The sequence below is a fragment of the Infirmifilum sp. NZ genome (assembly GCF_022693705.1).
Taxonomy (GTDB): Archaea; Thermoproteota; Thermoprotei; order Thermofilales; family Thermofilaceae; genus Thermofilum.
This window is the reverse complement of record NZ_CP094288.1, coordinates 330,793-347,878: the sequence shown is the minus strand read 5'-3', so window position 1 is coordinate 347,878 and position 17,086 is coordinate 330,793. Positions and strand designations below refer to the sequence as shown.

Annotated in this window: 12 protein-coding genes and 1 CRISPR repeat array; of the genes, 8 read left to right on the top strand and 4 right to left on the bottom strand. The window is 56.2% G+C overall.

The features are described 5' to 3' along the window. Positions 1-207: 207 nt before the first annotated feature. Positions 208-1,047 carry a CRISPR system precrRNA processing endoribonuclease RAMP protein Cas6 gene (gene cas6, locus MOV14_RS01825; RefSeq protein ID WP_318537526.1) on the top strand — a complete coding sequence of 280 codons (840 nt, stop codon included), beginning with the start codon at positions 208-210 and terminating at the stop codon, positions 1,045-1,047. A 154-nt stretch (positions 1,048-1,201) separates the two neighbouring features. After that, positions 1,202-4,854: direct repeats of the CRISPR family, unit length 25 nt; unit sequence CTTTCAATTGTCTCTTGACTTCTGC. Between the two features lie 260 nt (positions 4,855-5,114). Here the strand turns inward: cas6 and MOV14_RS01820 are convergent. The 4 genes from MOV14_RS01820 to MOV14_RS01805 form a co-directional block, all read right to left on the bottom strand. Beyond that, positions 5,115-6,347 (bottom strand): hypothetical protein, encoded by a 1,233-nt coding sequence (locus tag MOV14_RS01820; RefSeq protein ID WP_318537525.1) that lies wholly within the window; start codon positions 6,345-6,347, stop codon positions 5,115-5,117. Then, entirely contained in the window at positions 6,344-7,516 is a 1,173-nt protein-coding gene (locus MOV14_RS01815; RefSeq protein WP_318537524.1) for a hypothetical protein, read from the bottom strand. Before MOV14_RS01815 ends, MOV14_RS01820 begins: the two co-directional genes overlap by 4 nt. A 4-nt stretch (positions 7,517-7,520) precedes the next feature. Continuing rightward, entirely contained in the window at positions 7,521-8,084 is a 564-nt protein-coding gene (locus MOV14_RS01810; protein WP_318537523.1) for a hypothetical protein, read from the bottom strand. A 199-nt stretch (positions 8,085-8,283) separates the two neighbouring features. Continuing rightward, positions 8,284-9,555, bottom strand: coding sequence for a hypothetical protein (locus MOV14_RS01805; RefSeq protein WP_318537522.1), 1,272 nt, complete (start codon positions 9,553-9,555; stop codon positions 8,284-8,286). Between the two features lie 84 nt (positions 9,556-9,639). Here MOV14_RS01805 and MOV14_RS01800 point away from each other — a divergent pair, with 84 nt between their 5' ends. Genes MOV14_RS01800 through MOV14_RS01770 form a run of 7 tightly spaced genes read left to right on the top strand, consistent with a single transcriptional unit; the run spans position 9,640 to position 17,081 of the window. Continuing rightward, entirely contained in the window at positions 9,640-10,032 is a 393-nt protein-coding gene (locus MOV14_RS01800; RefSeq protein ID WP_318537521.1) for a hypothetical protein, read from the top strand. Positions 10,033-10,037: 5 nt separating this feature from the next. Continuing rightward, positions 10,038-10,760, top strand: a complete 723-nt coding sequence (locus tag MOV14_RS01795) for an RAMP superfamily CRISPR-associated protein (protein ID WP_318537520.1) — start codon at positions 10,038-10,040, stop codon at positions 10,758-10,760. Further along, the gene (csx7, locus tag MOV14_RS01790; RefSeq protein ID WP_318537519.1) at positions 10,757-11,683 is read left to right on the top strand and encodes a type III CRISPR-associated RAMP protein Csx7; all 927 of its coding nucleotides are present in this window, start codon (positions 10,757-10,759) and stop codon (positions 11,681-11,683) included. Before MOV14_RS01795 ends, csx7 begins: the two co-directional genes overlap by 4 nt. After that, a complete protein-coding gene (locus MOV14_RS01785) occupies positions 11,650-12,678 on the top strand; it encodes an RAMP superfamily CRISPR-associated protein (RefSeq protein WP_318537518.1) in 1,029 nt (342 codons plus the stop codon). Before csx7 ends, MOV14_RS01785 begins: the two co-directional genes overlap by 34 nt. Continuing rightward, positions 12,653-15,427 carry a Cas10/Cmr2 second palm domain-containing protein gene (locus MOV14_RS01780; protein ID WP_318537517.1) on the top strand — a complete coding sequence of 925 codons (2,775 nt, stop codon included), beginning with the start codon at positions 12,653-12,655 and terminating at the stop codon, positions 15,425-15,427. Before MOV14_RS01785 ends, MOV14_RS01780 begins: the two co-directional genes overlap by 26 nt. Continuing rightward, a complete protein-coding gene (locus MOV14_RS01775; protein ID WP_318537516.1) occupies positions 15,424-16,092 on the top strand; it encodes an RAMP superfamily CRISPR-associated protein in 669 nt (222 codons plus the stop codon). Before MOV14_RS01780 ends, MOV14_RS01775 begins: the two co-directional genes overlap by 4 nt. Then, positions 16,068-17,081, top strand: coding sequence for an RAMP superfamily CRISPR-associated protein (locus MOV14_RS01770; RefSeq protein ID WP_318537515.1), 1,014 nt, complete (start codon positions 16,068-16,070; stop codon positions 17,079-17,081). Before MOV14_RS01775 ends, MOV14_RS01770 begins: the two co-directional genes overlap by 25 nt. The last annotated feature ends 5 nt before the right edge of the window (positions 17,082-17,086 follow it).

The window sequence follows — 17,086 nt, the reverse complement described above, 5'->3', positions numbered from 1 at the left end:
GAACCTGAACTTTTATTCCTGATGAAGATATGAGTGAAAGTGAAGTTTCAACGGCCTTCGGCTGTTACAGGTGAATGTTTCTGAAAAACGGAGTTTTACCGGATTATATCTCGGGAGGATAGCAGTTCTTCGTGGAAATTTTCCCGCGTGGACTGCCGTCACCATTATATTTTACCCGCGCGTCTGGTTAGCGGCCGGTGCAGCCGCGTGGAGAAGCCGAGGATCTACACGGTCTCCCTGACCCTGATTCCCCGCCAAGACACCCCCGTGGTGAGCTGGAGCGGGAGCTTCGCGCTGAGGGTCGTCTACGAGTTCCTGCACAGGGCCAGGATCGACTTCCCGAAGAGGGCCGAGAAGCAGTTCTCCGTAGAGCCCCTCGCCGTCGACGGCGCGGAGGGCTACCTCCTCACCGGCATCGTGGGGAGGAGCGGGAGGGCGAGGGTGCGCGAGGTCAAGGCTGGCACGCCCATCACCGTCACGGCCCACTTCTACTCCGAAGCCCTGGCCTCCGACTACATGTTCTCTATCGCCCAGGACCCCAACCTCGAGCTCCCCAGCGGCAGGTTCGAGGTGGCTAGTGTTTCCTTCACCCAGGCCGAGCCCCCGCAGCCCCCAAAGCCCCCCAGGCTGGCGGTCCTAAGGGTCAGGTTCCTCTCCCCCACGATCCTCATGTTCTACGGGAGCGACGTCCTCTACCCCTCCCCCACCCGCGTCGCCCTCAGCGCCCTCAAGACCTACTCCCGCGTAACGAGCGTGGACACGAGGCCCGCCAGCGACACCATCGCCAAGACAATCGAGGCCGTCGGAGCCCCCAGGGCGAGGCCACTCAGGGTCGACATAGGGGAGGGAAGGGTGATCCCCGCCTTCATCGGCGACGCGCTGTACGCCGTCCACGGCTCCAGGGACGCCCCCCTAATCCTCGCCGCCCTCAAGCTCGCCGAGATCACCGGCGTCGGCCAGTCCAGGTCCCTCGGCTTCGGCAGAGTGAAGGTGGAGCAGCTGCACACCGGTGAGGCGCAAGAAGCCCAAAGCACCCCACAGCAGTAGCGTATCAGACGCTAGCTGCGTCCAAGCCCCGCGCGCCTAAACCCTCCCGGGAAGCGGAGCCCGGTCGGACAACCCCTTCATTGTCTCTTGACTTTTTTCAGCATACACGCATGCGGGTGCCGCGCGCGGTGCGAAGAGGGGATACTTCGTAGGACTCTCAATTGTCTCTTGACTTCTTCCATCAAGCTGAAGCCGGGCCAGTTCATCGCCTACTTCCAAGGCTTTCAATTGTCTCTTGACTTCTGCTTTGAAGAGCGGGGATTTCCGCATTCTTTTGACGATCTTTCAATTGTCTCTTGACTTCTGCTCGCAAAGCGAGGTTGACGTGGTGAGGGGGCTGAAGGGCTTTCAATTGTCTCTTGACTTCTGCTACTACGAGAACGCCGTTCAGGTGAACACCGTCACCGCGCCTTTCAATTGTCTCTTGACTTCTGCGGTTACTTGGGACGCCGTCAAGCTTTTGTCGAAGAGGCTCTTTCAATTGTCTCTTGACTTCTGCTTTCGTTCAGAAATTACCGTTTTTGACTGTAAGGGAAACATTTGCCTTTCAATTGTCTCTTGACTTCTGCTCGTCGGGCACGGGAGCGCGGACATCCACGTCGCCAGCTATTACGACTTTCAATTGTCTCTTGACTTCTGCTCAAGGCTTGAAAGGTAACTCTCAAGCACGTTAATGAACTCAACTTTCAATTGTCTCTTGACTTCTGCGTACGACAAGAAAACGATGACTTTCCGCTTCAAGCGCACGCCTTTCAATTGTCTCTTGACTTCTGCCTAGGTACGCGACGGGCGCGATGACGTAGAACAGCAATACCAGTCTTTCAATTGTCTCTTGACTTCTGCTCGAGACCGTTGTCGTCGCCGCTGGAGCGCACGAGCAGCTTTCAATTGTCTCTTGACTTCTGCTCCCAGCCCCCACTTAGCTATGTCACCGGTTCCTACAGCTAGGATATTAGCTTTCAATTGTCTCTTGACTTCTGCATCGTGTCCAGGTAATATCCGAGTGCTAGCCAGCCGATAGAACTCACCTTTCAATTGTCTCTTGACTTCTGCGAATATACGCAAGCCCGTGCAAGTCACAGTGAGACAATGAACTTTCAATTGTCTCTTGACTTCTGCGGCCTAACCTTTTGCAGGTTTTGCAGAGAGCAGGATATCTTTCAATTGTCTCTTGACTTCTGCAAAAGCAGTGGATACCGCTGTTCATTACCATCCCAACCGTGGTTATTCTTTCAATTGTCTCTTGACTTCTGCGCTAGCTTGAACTTAGTCGATGCGTACAAAATAATAAACTTTCAATTGTCTCTTGACTTCTGCAGGTAGAGGCGAGGACGTAGTGGACGCGGAGACGAGGCTTTCAATTGTCTCTTGACTTCTGCTAGAGGCGTGACGCCTAGGATGAAACCCATGTTGACTTCCTGCCACTTTCAATTGTCTCTTGACTTCTGCCGCGACGCGGGGGCTTCCTCTATCTCAAAAATGTTAGATCTTTCAATTGTCTCTTGACTTCTGCGTAGCCTACGGCTACTTCACGGCAGACGACGCTAAGGTTATAGCCGACGAGCTTTCAATTGTCTCTTGACTTCTGCGGGGACCTAGTTGCAGGTTTTTTATCACCACCGTTTTTTACAACCACGCTTTCAATTGTCTCTTGACTTCTGCGCACCATCGACAACGACCTAAAGTCGCTCCTACCTAGGGTGCTTCTTTCAATTGTCTCTTGACTTCTGCGTGTCCTGAATGTTCTTCAGCACTTGGTCAATGGCCCTGTCCTTTCAATTGTCTCTTGACTTCTGCTACTTTCACCGTGAACGACTATGGTGCAGGGTTCAGTGTTTTGCTTTCAATTGTCTCTTGACTTCTGCCCAGGGAAGCTTCGGCGCGAAGGGGTTCAACGCGTAGTCCTTTGCACTTTCAATTGTCTCTTGACTTCTGCAGACCGCAACGGGCCTGCCCCTCCTCTGAATGTGCTCTGCCTTTCAATTGTCTCTTGACTTCTGCTCTCCGGTGGCTTCTACGTACGCAACACGGGGAACTTCCTTTCAATTGTCTCTTGACTTCTGCCGATGATGCTGACTGGCTGATTGAAATCAAACCCGAGCTACGTCTTTCAATTGTCTCTTGACTTCTGCGCTCGTTGACCCCGATGAGCCTAAGCGCGTCGAGTTCGAGGCTTTCAATTGTCTCTTGACTTCTGTGGAGGCCGTAACGTTGGCGGGTGCGCTACTGATGGTACTGCTCTTTCAATTGTCTCTTGACTTCTGCAAACAATTGTAAGGGAAAAACCTCCCATTCGATAATAGCTGTGAAACTTTCAATTGTCTCTTGACTTCTGCTCACCTTGAGTATTCTCTCACGATTAACACTAACATATAGTCTCTTTCAATTGTCTCTTGACTTCTGCCGCTCTTCACGAACCACCACCTCATGTAGCAACTGAACAACCCTTTCAATTGTCTCTTGACTTCTGCTTGAGAACACTATCGTATGGGAGCTGAAGCGCGTAGCGTCTTCCCTTTCAATTGTCTCTTGACTTCTGCCCACGAGCCTCGTCAACGCCTCGGTGAACTACGGTGCGGCTTTCAATTGTCTCTTGACTTCTGCTCGTGCGGCCGAAGCGGTCAAGGCTCCAAGCTATGACTGCATCCTTTCAATTGTCTCTTGACTTCTGCTTTCTTGCATTTTTACAGCGCGTGAGCGAGATAACGGGACTTTCAATTGTCTCTTGACTTCTGCACAGCGGATCTCAAGGTAGCGTGGTACGCTGAAGTCTAAGACACTTTCAATTGTCTCTTGACTTCTGCCCACGAAGTCGGCGGGCTTCAGCCCGAGCCCCCCCGCGTCCTTTCAATTGTCTCTTGACTTCTGCCCGGAGCCACCGCGTCTTCGCGTACGTGAAATGTGTACTTTCAATTGTCTCTTGACTTCTGCGACGAGTCCCAGTTTCCGCGCGAGCTCGCTCTGCGCCTTTCAATTGTCTCTTGACTTCTGCTCTGGCTTGGGGTTAGGTTTTGCATGTTTTGCATGCGAAGCGTTTCTTTCAATTGTCTCTTGACTTCTGCATTGAACTCTATTCAAAATGCTAAAGGCAAATATGTAGTTGAACCTGCTTTCAATTGTCTCTTGACTTCTGCGTAACATTCATTAAGACATTGAAGGATATTACACGCGGTGAGGCTTTCAATTGTCTCTTGACTTCTGCAAAGATAGCCCTGTGCGTCACGCCGTCCATGAACCCTACGTAACTTTCAATTGTCTCTTGACTTCTGCGGGGATTCCTGAGAGAGCTAGATGAGCTAATGCCTGATAACTTTCAATTGTCTCTTGACTTCTGCTATGCTAGTGGGATACGGCGCTTGCCGTGGCGGTATTCGTCCTTTCAATTGTCTCTTGACTTCTGCCTCACTCATTTCTCTCTCGAATGGTGCTACAACTTTTATATGGTTTCTTTCAATTGTCTCTTGACTTCTGCAACACTCCTGAGCAGACACTCCTCATGAGGTTATAGACTTTCAATTGTCTCTTGACTTCTGCTGCTGAGACTTGGCATGAAATAGAGCCGCATGATGCTGTACTTTCAATTGTCTCTTGACTTCTGCCGAAATAGATGATATGGGGCGTAGCGTTACTCTTGTAGACGTAGCTTTCAATTGTCTCTTGACTTCTGCCGATGCTCGATGCCTACAAGGCAGAGGCTGAGAAGTGGCGCAAACTTTCAATTGTCTCTTGACTTCTGCATTGAAAGCCGCAAGTACATGGAAAGGGCGATACCCGCGCTGATACTTTCAATTGTCTCTTGACTTCTGCCGTTAAACCATGTGGGAGGGGGTATTTAAATGTTCCTTTTTAGCCTGTTCCTTGTTCCCGTGCGAACACGCGTTTTTGCAGGGTGACTTTTCCCGCGGTTGTGATTTCTAACCCTCCCTGTATTTTAAATGTTCGCGACGTTAATGAAACTTGATTAATAAGATAACAGGGTTATGTTCCACCCCAGTCTTCCCAGAGAAAACCTTAAATACTTCAGATTTTTTCACTGTTGAAAATAACGTTTAACTCAAGGGGTTGGGTTATACGAGGACGGCCTCTGCTCCCGTCTTCTTGGCCCAGGCGTAGAGGGGGAGCGCGATGGATGCCGGGCCCTGGGCCACCACTATGGTGCGCTTGTTCTTGACGTGCTTCTTGAGGGCGGCCTCGAGGCTCTCCTGGCTGAGCAGGTAGGAGTCGGTGGCCGATGTGGGGACGTAGACTAGCTTACCGTGCGTTTTCAGCCAGCCGGAGACGATCCTCTCGGCTAGGACGTTGTGCAGCGAGGCCTGGGTGAAAAGCACCGCAAGCGTGCCTTCCTTGTCTAGGTGCTCTGCGAGTAGCTCGCGCTGGAGAGGGCCCCACTGCTCGGTCGCCACGGTTACGATCGTGTCGTATTTACCGCCCGTTATCGTTTTCGTAAGTGCGCGGTGGAGGAGAGTGCTTCTGCCGAAGAGGATCTCTGAGCGCTGCAAGCCCAGCCTCGCTTTCACGGTGCTCTCGAGCTCTGCGATAAGTAGCTGTGTGTCGGAGGCGCCAAGCCGCTTGAACGTGTCGAGGATGCTCGCGTAGAGCTCGCTCGGGTTAAGCTCAATGGGGGTTGGTGGCTCGGCCATGAGGAACCTCATCGTCTCGCCGAACTCCCCGGCTATCCTCCTCCCGTAGTAGCCGTACACATAGTTCAGAGCCGCGGCGAGAGCCGTGGAGACGGCCTCCGCGCTGACCCCGGCACGGGTGAAGAGCGGGAGGGACTGCGCCAGCACAAGCGAGAGGTAGTAGCCGCGCCTGGTCTTCGCGGTGAGCAGTGAGGCCAGCGTTGTAGCGGCCAGCTGCTGCTCGTGCTCGTCGTCGCCCACTTCAAGGGAAGGTGCGCAGCTTGAGCATAGGGTGTCCGCTGGTAGCTGGGAGAGGGGTCTCTTAGCCAGCCTGTGGATGCTCGCTACGACTTCTGAGGAGGTGTGCTCCTCTATCTCCTCGACGACAAGGATCGGCACGAAGGCGAAGGGATAATGGGGGCTGTTCCCGATGAGCGTTAGAGCACCCATCGTTTCTCCCATTTGCTCGACTTTCATCCGCACTCCAAGGCCCATCAGCCTCAACAGCTCCTCTAGCACACTAGAGCAAATCTTCTTTAAGTCTCCCTCAGCAAAGCAGTCAGAGTTCACGGCGAGGCCGACGTCGCCCAGGCTACGTCCCGCCTCCAGCCACGGGACAGCGAGTATTGTCTTGCGCGACTTCTTCTCGCGGACGGTGAAGAGGACGCTGAGCACGCTCATCGCCCTCCCCCTGTTTCAACCACCACGCTCCTCGCCAGTAGCAACGCGAGCTCGCAGAGCTCCTTATCGCTGAGTCCCGACGCGAGGGGGCAATCCCCCAGTAGCTGCTGGGGGTCGAAGAGCGGTTGCTGACCGCCTGAAGCATAGCAGGCTTGCTCGACCGCCTTAAGGTAGCCATAGAACGATTTAACACCGTAGGGGACTTCGCTGTAGGGCGCGTAGAAGGACTCGTTTACAACGAGCACTTGGTGGCGAGCTTGGGAGTCGAGCACCTGCTTCAGCGCGGCCTTCGCGTAGTCGCCGAAAACTATGAACAACACATTCTCACAGTAGCCGGAATTAGAGAGATCTTTCAGCAAGTCGTTCTTGTCGACCTGTATGAGAACCTTGCACTTGTTTCCGGCGAGGCTCGCGAACTCTATCCCTCTGCTCTTGAGGAAGCTCTGGACCTCCTGGCTGATGTAGCACACCCTATCGGGCCCGCCGTTCTCCGGTTGCCCGCACCTGAGCAGGCTAGCGAGGATCTCGATGCTCTCGAGGACCTTTCGGAGCCTGTATTCCTCCATGCCCTTCTGTACTAGGACAACCCACGCGCTTTTACTGCAGAGAGACGAAAGGGTCTTGCACACCTTCGTGAGGTGGTTCCTCAGCTTTTCAGTGATAAAGTTGCCGTGGTCGTGAAGGGCTTTGACGATCTGGTAAACGCTCCCTGACTCCCCGCCTGTGACGCCGAGCGATCCGAGGAGCTCCCTGATCCACTTCGCGATGTTCTTGGCTTCATCCTCGGGGAGCAGGAGCGCGGAGTAGAAGAGCATGTTGATTATCTCGCTGAAGGCAAGGTGGGCTGGGGCCGGAACCTCCACATAGCCTCCGCTCTGAGGAGTGTTGACCTTTACCCACAGCTCGCTGGGAACCGGGGTCAGCGTCAGGAGGGACCGCTTGGCCACCTTCCCGGCGATCTCAGCTGCCTTCGAGACGTCCTCGACGAGGAGATACCTCCCTTTCGGGATTCCGGTGGCGGCTAGGAGCCTCCATGGATCTGGGTCGTTTTCGTCGCACTCGCAGAGGTAGTCCACCTCGAGGAGCGCGCTCGTGAACGTGTAAGGCATATCCGGGTCGAAGACCGCGGCGTTCTTCACGCACCTGTCCGGGAGCACTCCGCCGCTCAAGCGGCTACACCTCGAACCCGTAGACGACGACGTACTCCCCGTCGGGGTAGGTGTAGGTCAGCCTCCTCAGGCCCGCCCTCATCGCCGCCACCGGGACGAGCTGCGTCCCACCCGAGATGTCCAGCACCCTGACGCCGTCGCCGCGCGCCCTCTGCAACGCGCCCGTGAGCTCGGAGAGCACCCTGTCCACGCTCACATCGCGCGAGGGGGCCATGAGCGACGTGTAGAGGCTCTTGACGAGCCCGCTCTCCCTGAAGAGGGCCAGGACCCTGTGGGACAGCTCCGCGGCCTTCACGCTGCCCGCCACGACCTCAGGGCTCGTGACGACGACTAGCGCCGGCTCGCGCCCCTGCATCCCCCGCACAGCCGCAGCCGCCACGAGGACCTGGGGCGAGAAGCCGAGCGTCACCCCGTCGGGCGCGTCGCCGTAAACCCTGATGTACCTAACTGCCTCCTCCACAGCCCTCTCCGGGCCAACCCGCTCTACGTGCTCGACCCAGGCCTGCAGCACGCCGGGCTCCTTGGTGTAGGTGCAGAACGCCCTCCTCCACAGCTCGACCTCATCCACCACTCGTCACCCTCGTAGCTGAAAATGATCGCGCCCGCGTCAAGGCAACGTTAACCGGGACATTCAATATCGTAACAACTCCTCTCCACATCACTCCTCAAATCAAGTGACTTAAAGCGCATTACTATTTTAATAGTTTTTGCCTTAGGTAGTCTGCTGTCTTTTATCTTGCAGACTAAATTATATTATTTTGAAATTATTAACCTAGAGGCTTAACATCTATGTGGTGATTTTTTGCACTTTGTGTGCTGGTGGTAAGTGCTCTAAGATATTCTTGGAAAAATCCACACCCCGCAATTAGGTCGCTAAACGATAAGCAATGCATGGATTCCTTATAACCGATCTTATTAACTAACTCTTCCGCCTCTTTTGGCTTATCAACTACAAGTACTACTCGATTGGCATTCAATATTTGCTTAACTATATTTAAATTTTCTAATTCTTCCTCCTCCAGTGATTCACCTGTCTTAACCTCTACGACCCAAAGTTCATTACGTGGAGCGGCTAATACGTCAACCTCGTACTTTGTTCCCTTCTTTTCATCCTTGTAAGGTACTTTAAGCCTCGGTATCGCTGGTATGCCTAAACGAATAAAAGCCGAATATACCTCAAACTCGGCAAAGCCACGGTTGACGAAGACTTTATTTATATAGTCCTCGATGTCTTTGGGGAGCGGCCGTCTTTCTTCATTCAACCTTCGCAAGTGTTGAACTACATAATCGACCAGATATTTTATGTATTCCTTTAAGTCCGCTAAATCGTTTGACTGAGATAGCTGGTCATATACAAGGGAAGAAAGCTTACTTACTTCACAACCCCCAAGGAAGTTGCTGATTTCTTTTGAGTGGATAACAAGTTTCTGCCCGAGCTTCGAATAAAGTTTACTTATTTGGCTAATCTTTTCGAGCACAGGAGGAGCTAAGCCGAAACCAACATCCGCCAACTTGCTCCACACCCTAATAATAGGAATATCACCACTTTCTACTTCTATCTTGCATTCATCCGGATTTCTTTGGTTTAATTGTAATAGCAAGGCTACACCGCTTAGGAATGTTTGCCTCCTATTGACTATTTCAACGATTTTTTGATGAAAATCTGCAATTTTACTAGAGGCTTTTGTAGGAAAGTGAAGACAGAGTTCCTGGGTCAGTTCAGGTTGAGGGTAAGAAGTTTGAGTTGCTTCTTCAAAACTGTTTTCAATAAATAAAATAAGTGTTCTTGTGGCATTCTTAAATAATTCGATCAACTCGTTACAAGTATTCTTCATGCTTTTCTTTATGTCGTTAACCTCCTTTGGGAATAGAGCTTCTAGGATATATTCGCATTCAGCTTCGGAGAAGTTTTTTATCTCACAAAGTTCGAAAGTAGTAGCAGATATGATATCTTCCCTTCTTAGAATGTTTACAGAGTATTTGTGAAGAGAGTTGAGAATTTTATTAGCGATTTCGGTGCTAATAGTCTCTTGATTCAATGTGATCACCCGCTGAGTTGTGTAGCTTTTCTTAATTTAGATTGGAAGTTAACTTTAAAAAAATGTCGATGTTAAATAACATGTATGTCCGCGAAAATGAAGCAGATAGACGAGAAGTGGCTTCTCGACTGGGGCGCGCGCATAGGTGTCGCGGCGAGGAGGGATGGGGTTAAGGCCTCGCAGCTCGAGAATCTCATCGCTTCGCTTGATTCCGTGGAGGGGAGGGAGGCGCTTCTCGTCACCGCTGCTTACGCGCTGAGGCAGGTGCAGAGACTAGGTGTAGGGCGCACGATGGCTAGACTCGTGGCTCAAGCCTTGCGCGAGCTGTACGAGCGTGATTACGGGAAGGAAGAGGCTAGGAAGATGCTCGGCTTTGCCAAGTGGGTTTTCGAGGCCGTTGGAATGCAACGCGTAAGTGGCGACCTCAGTCAGCTCAGCTTGGAGGAGCTCCTCAAGCAGTTGGCTAGCGCTAGGTGAGCTAGTTGAGGGGACGTTACGCAGACTTCGATAAACTCGAGGTGCTCACCCGGATTACCGGCACGCTTGTCAACGTCTCTCCGCTGAGGGTGGGGGCTGGGAGGGAGGCACCTCTCGGATCGACTGTGGACACCGCGCCGCTTCGTGTGGTGTTCGCCGACGGGAAGAGCGTACCCTACATACCGGGGAGTAGCCTGAAGGGCGTTTTGCGTAGCTTGGCCGAGTCGATCGCCAGGGCCAGGAACATGCCCGTGCACTCGCCATGGGACCCTGAGGCTAGGGAGGAGGGGGATGATGGGACTTACTGCGTGATCTGCGGCACTTTCGGTAGCACTAGGCTGGCGAGCCACGTGCGCGTGTACGACGCCTATCCTGAGGGCTTCTTTGCTCCCACGTTCGTGAAGACGGGGGTCGGCATAAACAGGGATTTCAGCGGCGCGCAACCGGGGATCCTGTACACCGAGGAGCAAGTTGCGCCCTACGTGAGGTGGAAGTTCATGATGGACATTGTGAACATAAGGGTTTTCCCGCAACCGGCAGATGAAAGAGGTGGGCTCCTTAGGGAGTTGCTTGAGCTCCTGGCTAACGGTATGGTGCAGGTCGGCGCAAGGAGGACGGTAGGCTACGGCCTCATCAGGCTCGTGGAGGGGAGATACGACGTGTACGAGCCTAGGGACGGGCGCCTCGCGAAGGTGGCTGAGGGGGAAATAAGGGGTGGCGATCTGTGAGCCAAAGGATCCCCTGGAGCTCTCATAGGGTGCGGCTGCGCGACGCGGTGGTCGAAGGCTATCTCGTGAATGACTCCCCGCTCAGGGTCGGTGCGGGCAGAGAGCCTCCGCTGGGCAGCGCGGTGGACTTGGCGGTCTTGAGGGTGGCAATAGGTGGGAAGAAGGTGCCCTACATCCCGGGGAGCAGCCTTAAGGGCGTGTTCAGGAGCACAGCCATGCAGCTGGCTCTCGCAAAGGGGTTGCATGCTTGTAGCGGGCTGTCAGGCTACACGTGCATGGATCAGGAGTTCACCGAATACGGGGGTAGCACCCTCATGGGCTACGTTCAGGATCGGTTACGGGTAGGGGACGTTATGGAGGCTATCAGGGCTTTTCACGAGAAAGCGTGCCTGCTCTGCAAGATGTTCGGATCTCCGTCGTTCACCGGTCACGTGGTGTTCAGCGACGCTGACCCTCTCGACGAGCGCGGGGAGGTCGTCGAGGTCCCAATCGGCGTCAGGACTGGCATCGCGATAGACCGCAGGACGGGAGCGGTTCACGCGGGCGCGCTGTACCAGGTGGAGTACGTGGAGCCCGGTGCGCGCTTCCGCTTCACGATCGCGGCGACGAACTTGCCGAACTACGCGCTCGGCCTTCTCTTCAAGGCCCTGAGGATGCTGCACGAGGGGTGGGTGAGGGTCGGCGGCTTCAAGACGAGGGGCTTCGGCAGGGTTCACGTAGAGGACCTCCGCATTTCAATATGGGGTCTCACCGTGGAGCAAGGTAAGCTTGTTGCGATAGACGATAAGGACCTGGAGGTGGATCTGGGCAGCATCGCGAGGGTTGAGGAGCATAAAGTAGTGGCTGAGGGGGCTGTTGCCTGGCAGGTGGTCGGGAAGCTGGAAGAGGTGTGGGAGCAGTGCAGCGCGCGCTTAAAGTCTTAAGGGGAAGGCCGAGGGACAGGAGCAAGGCTGATGGGCTTGCCGGCCGCCTGAAGGTTAGCCTGAGAACGTGTTCCAGGAGTTTGGGCGACAGTTACGATAGCTACCTGCACGTGGGCACCGGGATGCTGAAATTCTCCTTCGACAGGAGCCTCCTCGAAAAGGTCACGGGCTCCAGGGAGCGCGTGAACCTTGAGAGCTTCATCCGCGAGCTCGCCGAAACCATGTCCGTTGATTACGCGTTGTTCTCGTCTACGCGGGCTGGCGTTGTGGTGCCTGGAAGCAGCGTAAAGGGGAACGTCAGGAGCAGGCTGGAGCTCAGCTTCGTCCCTAAGGGGGACGCTGTCAGGGCCTGCTTCGTGAGATCCTCACAACCTATCTTGGAGCCTAAGCCCGGCCAGCAGGGCTGGAGGCACTACAGGATATGGAGGGGGTCGCTGGAGGGACACCGGCCGGCCTGCACCTGCGTGGAGGGGCCAGAGGAGTGCGAGGTCTGCCTGCTTTGCGACATCTTCGGAACGGCGGGCCTCAAGGGGCTTGTGAGCTTCAGCGACTTCGTCGGCGTAGGGACCTCAACTGTAAAGCTGGATCTGCCCTACAATGAAAAAGTCGAAGCGGTTCCCCCTGGGAGCAGGTTCAGCGGCGAGGTTTACTTCTTCAACCTTAAGCCCGAGGAGCTGGGGCTCATTCTCTTCGGCATGGGTTTGAGCGACTCGAGGGTGGGTAGGCCGGTCCTGCTCGGGAAGCTGAAGTACCGCAGAGACCTCCCGCACATCTTCGGCGTGGTGAGGTACGAGCTGGAGAGCCTCGAGCTGGCACCCTTCTCTAAGGGCCTGGAGGTCGGCTCATCCTCCATTGCGCCTGGGTCTGTGGTGAGTGGCGAGAAGCTCGACCCGCTGGTCAAGGATCTGGTGGGCGCCGCTAAGCAGGCGTACGCTGAAGAGCTAATAGAAGTAGATGAGGTGGGGATCGTTGGGAGCCTCACTTCCGGAGTTTAAGGAGCCTTACCCGGTGTACCGCGGCTTCAGGGTACCGCTTTGGGAGAAGGGGGCACCGGTAGCAGTGAGAAGGGTAACGGATGACGACCGCAAAGAGTTCCTTGAGATGCTCTCAAGGCTGAGGGGGCTGCTCGAGAGGCTCGTGAAGCACTGGGAGACGGTAGGGGTTAAGGAGGAGGACCTCCTTGAGCGCGTGGCTGACGCGATCGCGATTTTCCTCAAGGCCCCCCTGCTCGCCGAGGTCACACCCGTAGCTCCAACGCCGCTCAAAGCCTTCGCCTACATGTTACTGCTACCCGAGGAGTACGGGAAAATGGTTGCCGAAGACCCTTACAAATTCGCTGTGAACCTGACTGCCCTCTTCGGTAGTGAAGAGTTCCGGCAGGTGAAAGAGTACTTATCGCCCCTTTTCGATCCCGCTACCTCTCAGCTCGTGTTCAACGCGTGGGTTAAGTTCCCTGCCGACACCAGGCCTGGGTACAACACCTCTAGCCTCGTGGCTCACGCGCTCCTAACCTCTGCCCTAGTGTGGGTGCAGGAGTGCAACCGGGAAGCTCCCACGGGGCGCTTAGCGATGATGCGTCTCTCGGCTCTCCTGCACGACCTTGGGAAGGTGCTCGACCCGGAGCACCACTACGAGGCTTCGGAGCAGCTGGCCCGTAGGCTGCTGACGGGCCTGCTTCCCGACGGCCTAGTGAGCGAGGTGGCGAGGATTATTAGGGAGCATCACAGGGCCGGAGGAGTCCTAGCGGAGGCGGACAGGCTTGCGGCGGCGAGCGATAGGCTTGATTTCGTCGTTCAGGCCACTATCGGCGAAGAGCTAAAGAAGATGGAGAGTCTCTTGAAGCTGCCAAAGGACAGCTGGGACTTCTGGCGGGAAGCCTGCAGGAAGGTTGAGGAGCTGCGGGACGCCGGCGTTATCAGCGAAGACCCTGTACGCGAGCTGACCCAGAAGTTCCTTGAGAGGCTCGCGGGCGGGGTTGGGGCTAAGTTGTCTCAGGAGCAGGGGGAGGGTAAGGCTGACACGTACCTAGTGCTGGTAGACGTGGACTCCGTTCAAAGCTTCGTCTTCAGAAGCCAGGAGATAAGGGTGGTCGCGGCGGCCAGCTACCTAATCGACCTTGCGGTCCACGCGCACTTCCTCTACTACCTGCGGGCGAAAAGCATCAAGGTTCCGCCCGAGGCTGTGCTCTACTCGGGGGGAGGGATGCTTCTCCTCGTTCTACCAAAGCGCATGATTGAAAGGCTTCGCGATCTGGCCAGGGGATACGCGGAGAAGTTTGGTCCACAGCTTCACGTGGCCTTGGCCCCCTTCTCGACGAGCTACCCCTACGTTAGCGGGCTCCTTTTCCCAGCCATGAGCTTCGAGAAGAACAACGTCGCGTTTGGAATGAGTAAACCCGAAGGAATGGAGGGCTCGAGGGGCTTATGCAGGCTCTGCTACTCGGCGCCCGCTGTAACCACTGTGGATACGCCTGAAGGCAAGGTGGATGCGTGTAAAGTTTGCCACGACCTCTACGAGCTGGGCTCGAAGCTTCACTTCAAGGCGAAGTGGGAGTCGAGGATCGCTGTCGACGGCGCGGAGTTCAGCCCATCTCAATCATTCGGCGCCTTGTGGGAGGAGGTTTCCGGCGACATCATGAGGATCATAGCCGGTCATACCCCCGATGAGATCGAGAAGGCCAAGGGAGGTGAGGTTAACTGGAGGGATTACGCCGTCGTCAGGTTCGACGGGAACATGATGGGTTCGTTCATGCACGAGGCGGTCTCGTTCTCTGACGCCGTGGAGCGGAGCTTCCGGATAGACGTCGCGATGAAGACTGCCTACCGCAAGGCCCTCGAAGCCCTGTATCTAGGCGTTAAGGAGGCGGTCGGTAAGGAGGAAGCCATGAAGGCGGTCTCCCAGGTCTTTCTCGGGACGATATACATGGGCGGCGACGACGGTTTGATACTCTCCCCCTCTTGGGCTGCTCCCGTGCTGGCTCACTTCATCGCCGAGGAGTTCTGCAGGCAGCTAGGCTTAAAGCGCGGTCTGTCAGTAGCGGTGGTAGCGGGCCCCGTGAAAATGAACCTCTGGTCGCTGATCGACAGCGCGGGTGAGCTGCTCAAGGTGGCCAAGGGGGTTATCAGGAGCAGGGAGAACGCCTCACTGGGGGCGCTGGTGTTCGACATTTACGAGTCGGGCTCTCCCTCTGGAAGTAGCGCCGTAGAAAGGATCTCGCTCCTGTCCCGCCGCGCTCGCCCCAGCAACGTGGCTGAGACAACCGTTTGCGGCGAGAGCACCATCGACAGCATCCAGCCCTACCTGATAGAGCTCGGCGACGGAGCCGAGCCGGAGGCTTGGAGAACGGTTTTCCGCCTGGTCTTCGCGCCTGAAGGGGTTAACGGGCAGTGGAGTGACAGCGTCAGCTTTGAGGTTCACAAGCGCTCTTTCGGCGTGGCTTTCCTAACCTCGAGGCCCAGCGGCTCCGAGCCCTCCAAGAAGGTTGAGTCAGAGAGGCTGAGGAAGCTGAGGGCCGCCACGCTGAGGGCCTGGAGCGAGGTTTCCGGCTCGCCGTGCTGGAGGGAGATACTGGCTGTGTACCTCCAGAGGCAGGCGGCGCGGGGTGAAGGTGGGCTAGGGGATGCCTACAAATCGCTCCTCGAGCTTGTGAGGGCGACTTTCCTCGGCGCTCCTCCAGGCAAGAGGGCTATCCCGCTCGCGGACGTTTTGATCCTAATCAAGCTGGCTGGGGGTGGTGCCTGGTGATAGGGTTCAGGATCAGGCTTAAGGCTGTGGGTCTGCTGACCGTTGGGTGGGGAGTGCCCGAGGTTGTCGGCGCTGATGTGGTGCATGCCAGGAAGCTCGTCGGGGACCGCTTCGAGCTGTACATTCCCGGCAGTAGCGTGAAGGGCGCCCTGAGAACTTCAGCCTCTCGCGTAGCAGAGGCCTATGGCTTCACGAGCTGCGGCGAGGTAAAGCCCGAGATGATCGAGCAGGCTCACAAAAGCATGGGAGGTCCCTGCGACGTATGCAGGCTCTTCGGGTACCCCGGGACGCGCCCGGAGGGTCATGCGAAGCTCTACGTGAGCGACTTCAGGGCCGTTGGAGAGCTTACGACTGAGATAGTGACTCGCGTCTCCCTCAGCGACACGACTCTCACAGCCAAGGAGGACATGCTCTACACAATGGAGAACCTGCCACCGGGGGTAGAGTTCGAGGGCTTTGTCAGGCTCGAGGAGGGGGCAAGGGAACTTCTTCCTCTTCTGCTCCTTGCTATGGCGGAGCTCAGGACGGGGAGGTTCGGGAGGAGGTCGGTCGTGGATTTGAAGGTTGAGGATGAGGGGAGGCTGGACGGGCTCATCGGGGATGAGTGGAAGCCCCTTCTGCAGAGGATGAGGAGGTGGCTGTGGGAAAGGGTGGTGCAGCCGTGAAGCTGTACGAGGTTAGGCTGGTGCTCAAAAGCCCCGCTATCATCACGCGCAGGAGAACCGAGCGCGGGTACATAAGGCCGCCCGAGTACATACCCGGCTCTACGCTACGCGGAGCCGTCGTGACGGCTCTCTTCAGGGCAGGGCCCCTGGGGGAGGAAGACTTATCCCGAGAGGCGAGCCAGCCGAGCATCTTGGCGTCAGCCGCATTCCCGCTAGCTGGAGGGCACCGGACACTGCCGGCTACGCCGTTCATGGCGCGCTGCAAGCTGTGCGGCCACACCCAGGACCTGACGGAGAGCGCTGCGAGGGCTCTCGAGGGCGGCCACAACCCCGAGTTCCCCGGATTCTGCCCACGTTGCCTAAGCCGGGGGCTGGTCTCGCCCCTTGAGTCCATGCACGGCGAGCTTGTGTACCTTGATGGAGACGAGTACAAGACCTTCAGGCCACGCACCTTCAGGGCCACATCCGTCGGGATAAGCAAAACAAGGGGGTCGGCTGTGAGGGAGATGCTGTTCGAGTACGAGGCGATAGCCGAGGGGTCGGAGTTCTGGGCTCGGCTCGCCGTAGCCGATGGGATCGAGCTGCCAGGCAGGCTGGAGGTTACTCTAGGTAGAGGGTCTTCGAGGGGCTTCGGGTGGGCTGAGCTGAGCCTCACCCAAGTTCAAGCACGGCCAGCGCCCGATAGGGGCGTGTTTATAGCCTTGTCCCCCCTGCTACCCGAGAAAGCCTGGGAGTGGGGCGGGAGCAGGGTTGAGGTGGAGAGAGCTTTCGGTAGGACCTTCCGGGTTCAGCTCGGGTGGGACATCAGGAAAGGAGCCCCACGACCCTTCGCGACGCTCGTTAAGCCCGGCGCCGTCGCCCTGGTTAGCCAGAGCTGCGAGCCGGCCGCCCTCCGAGCCGGCCTCCCAGTGGCCCTGAACGGCGACATTATTACGGGCCTCAACGCCCTGGTGCCGGTTGACGAGTACTACAGGCTGCTCAGGGGGTGATCGGA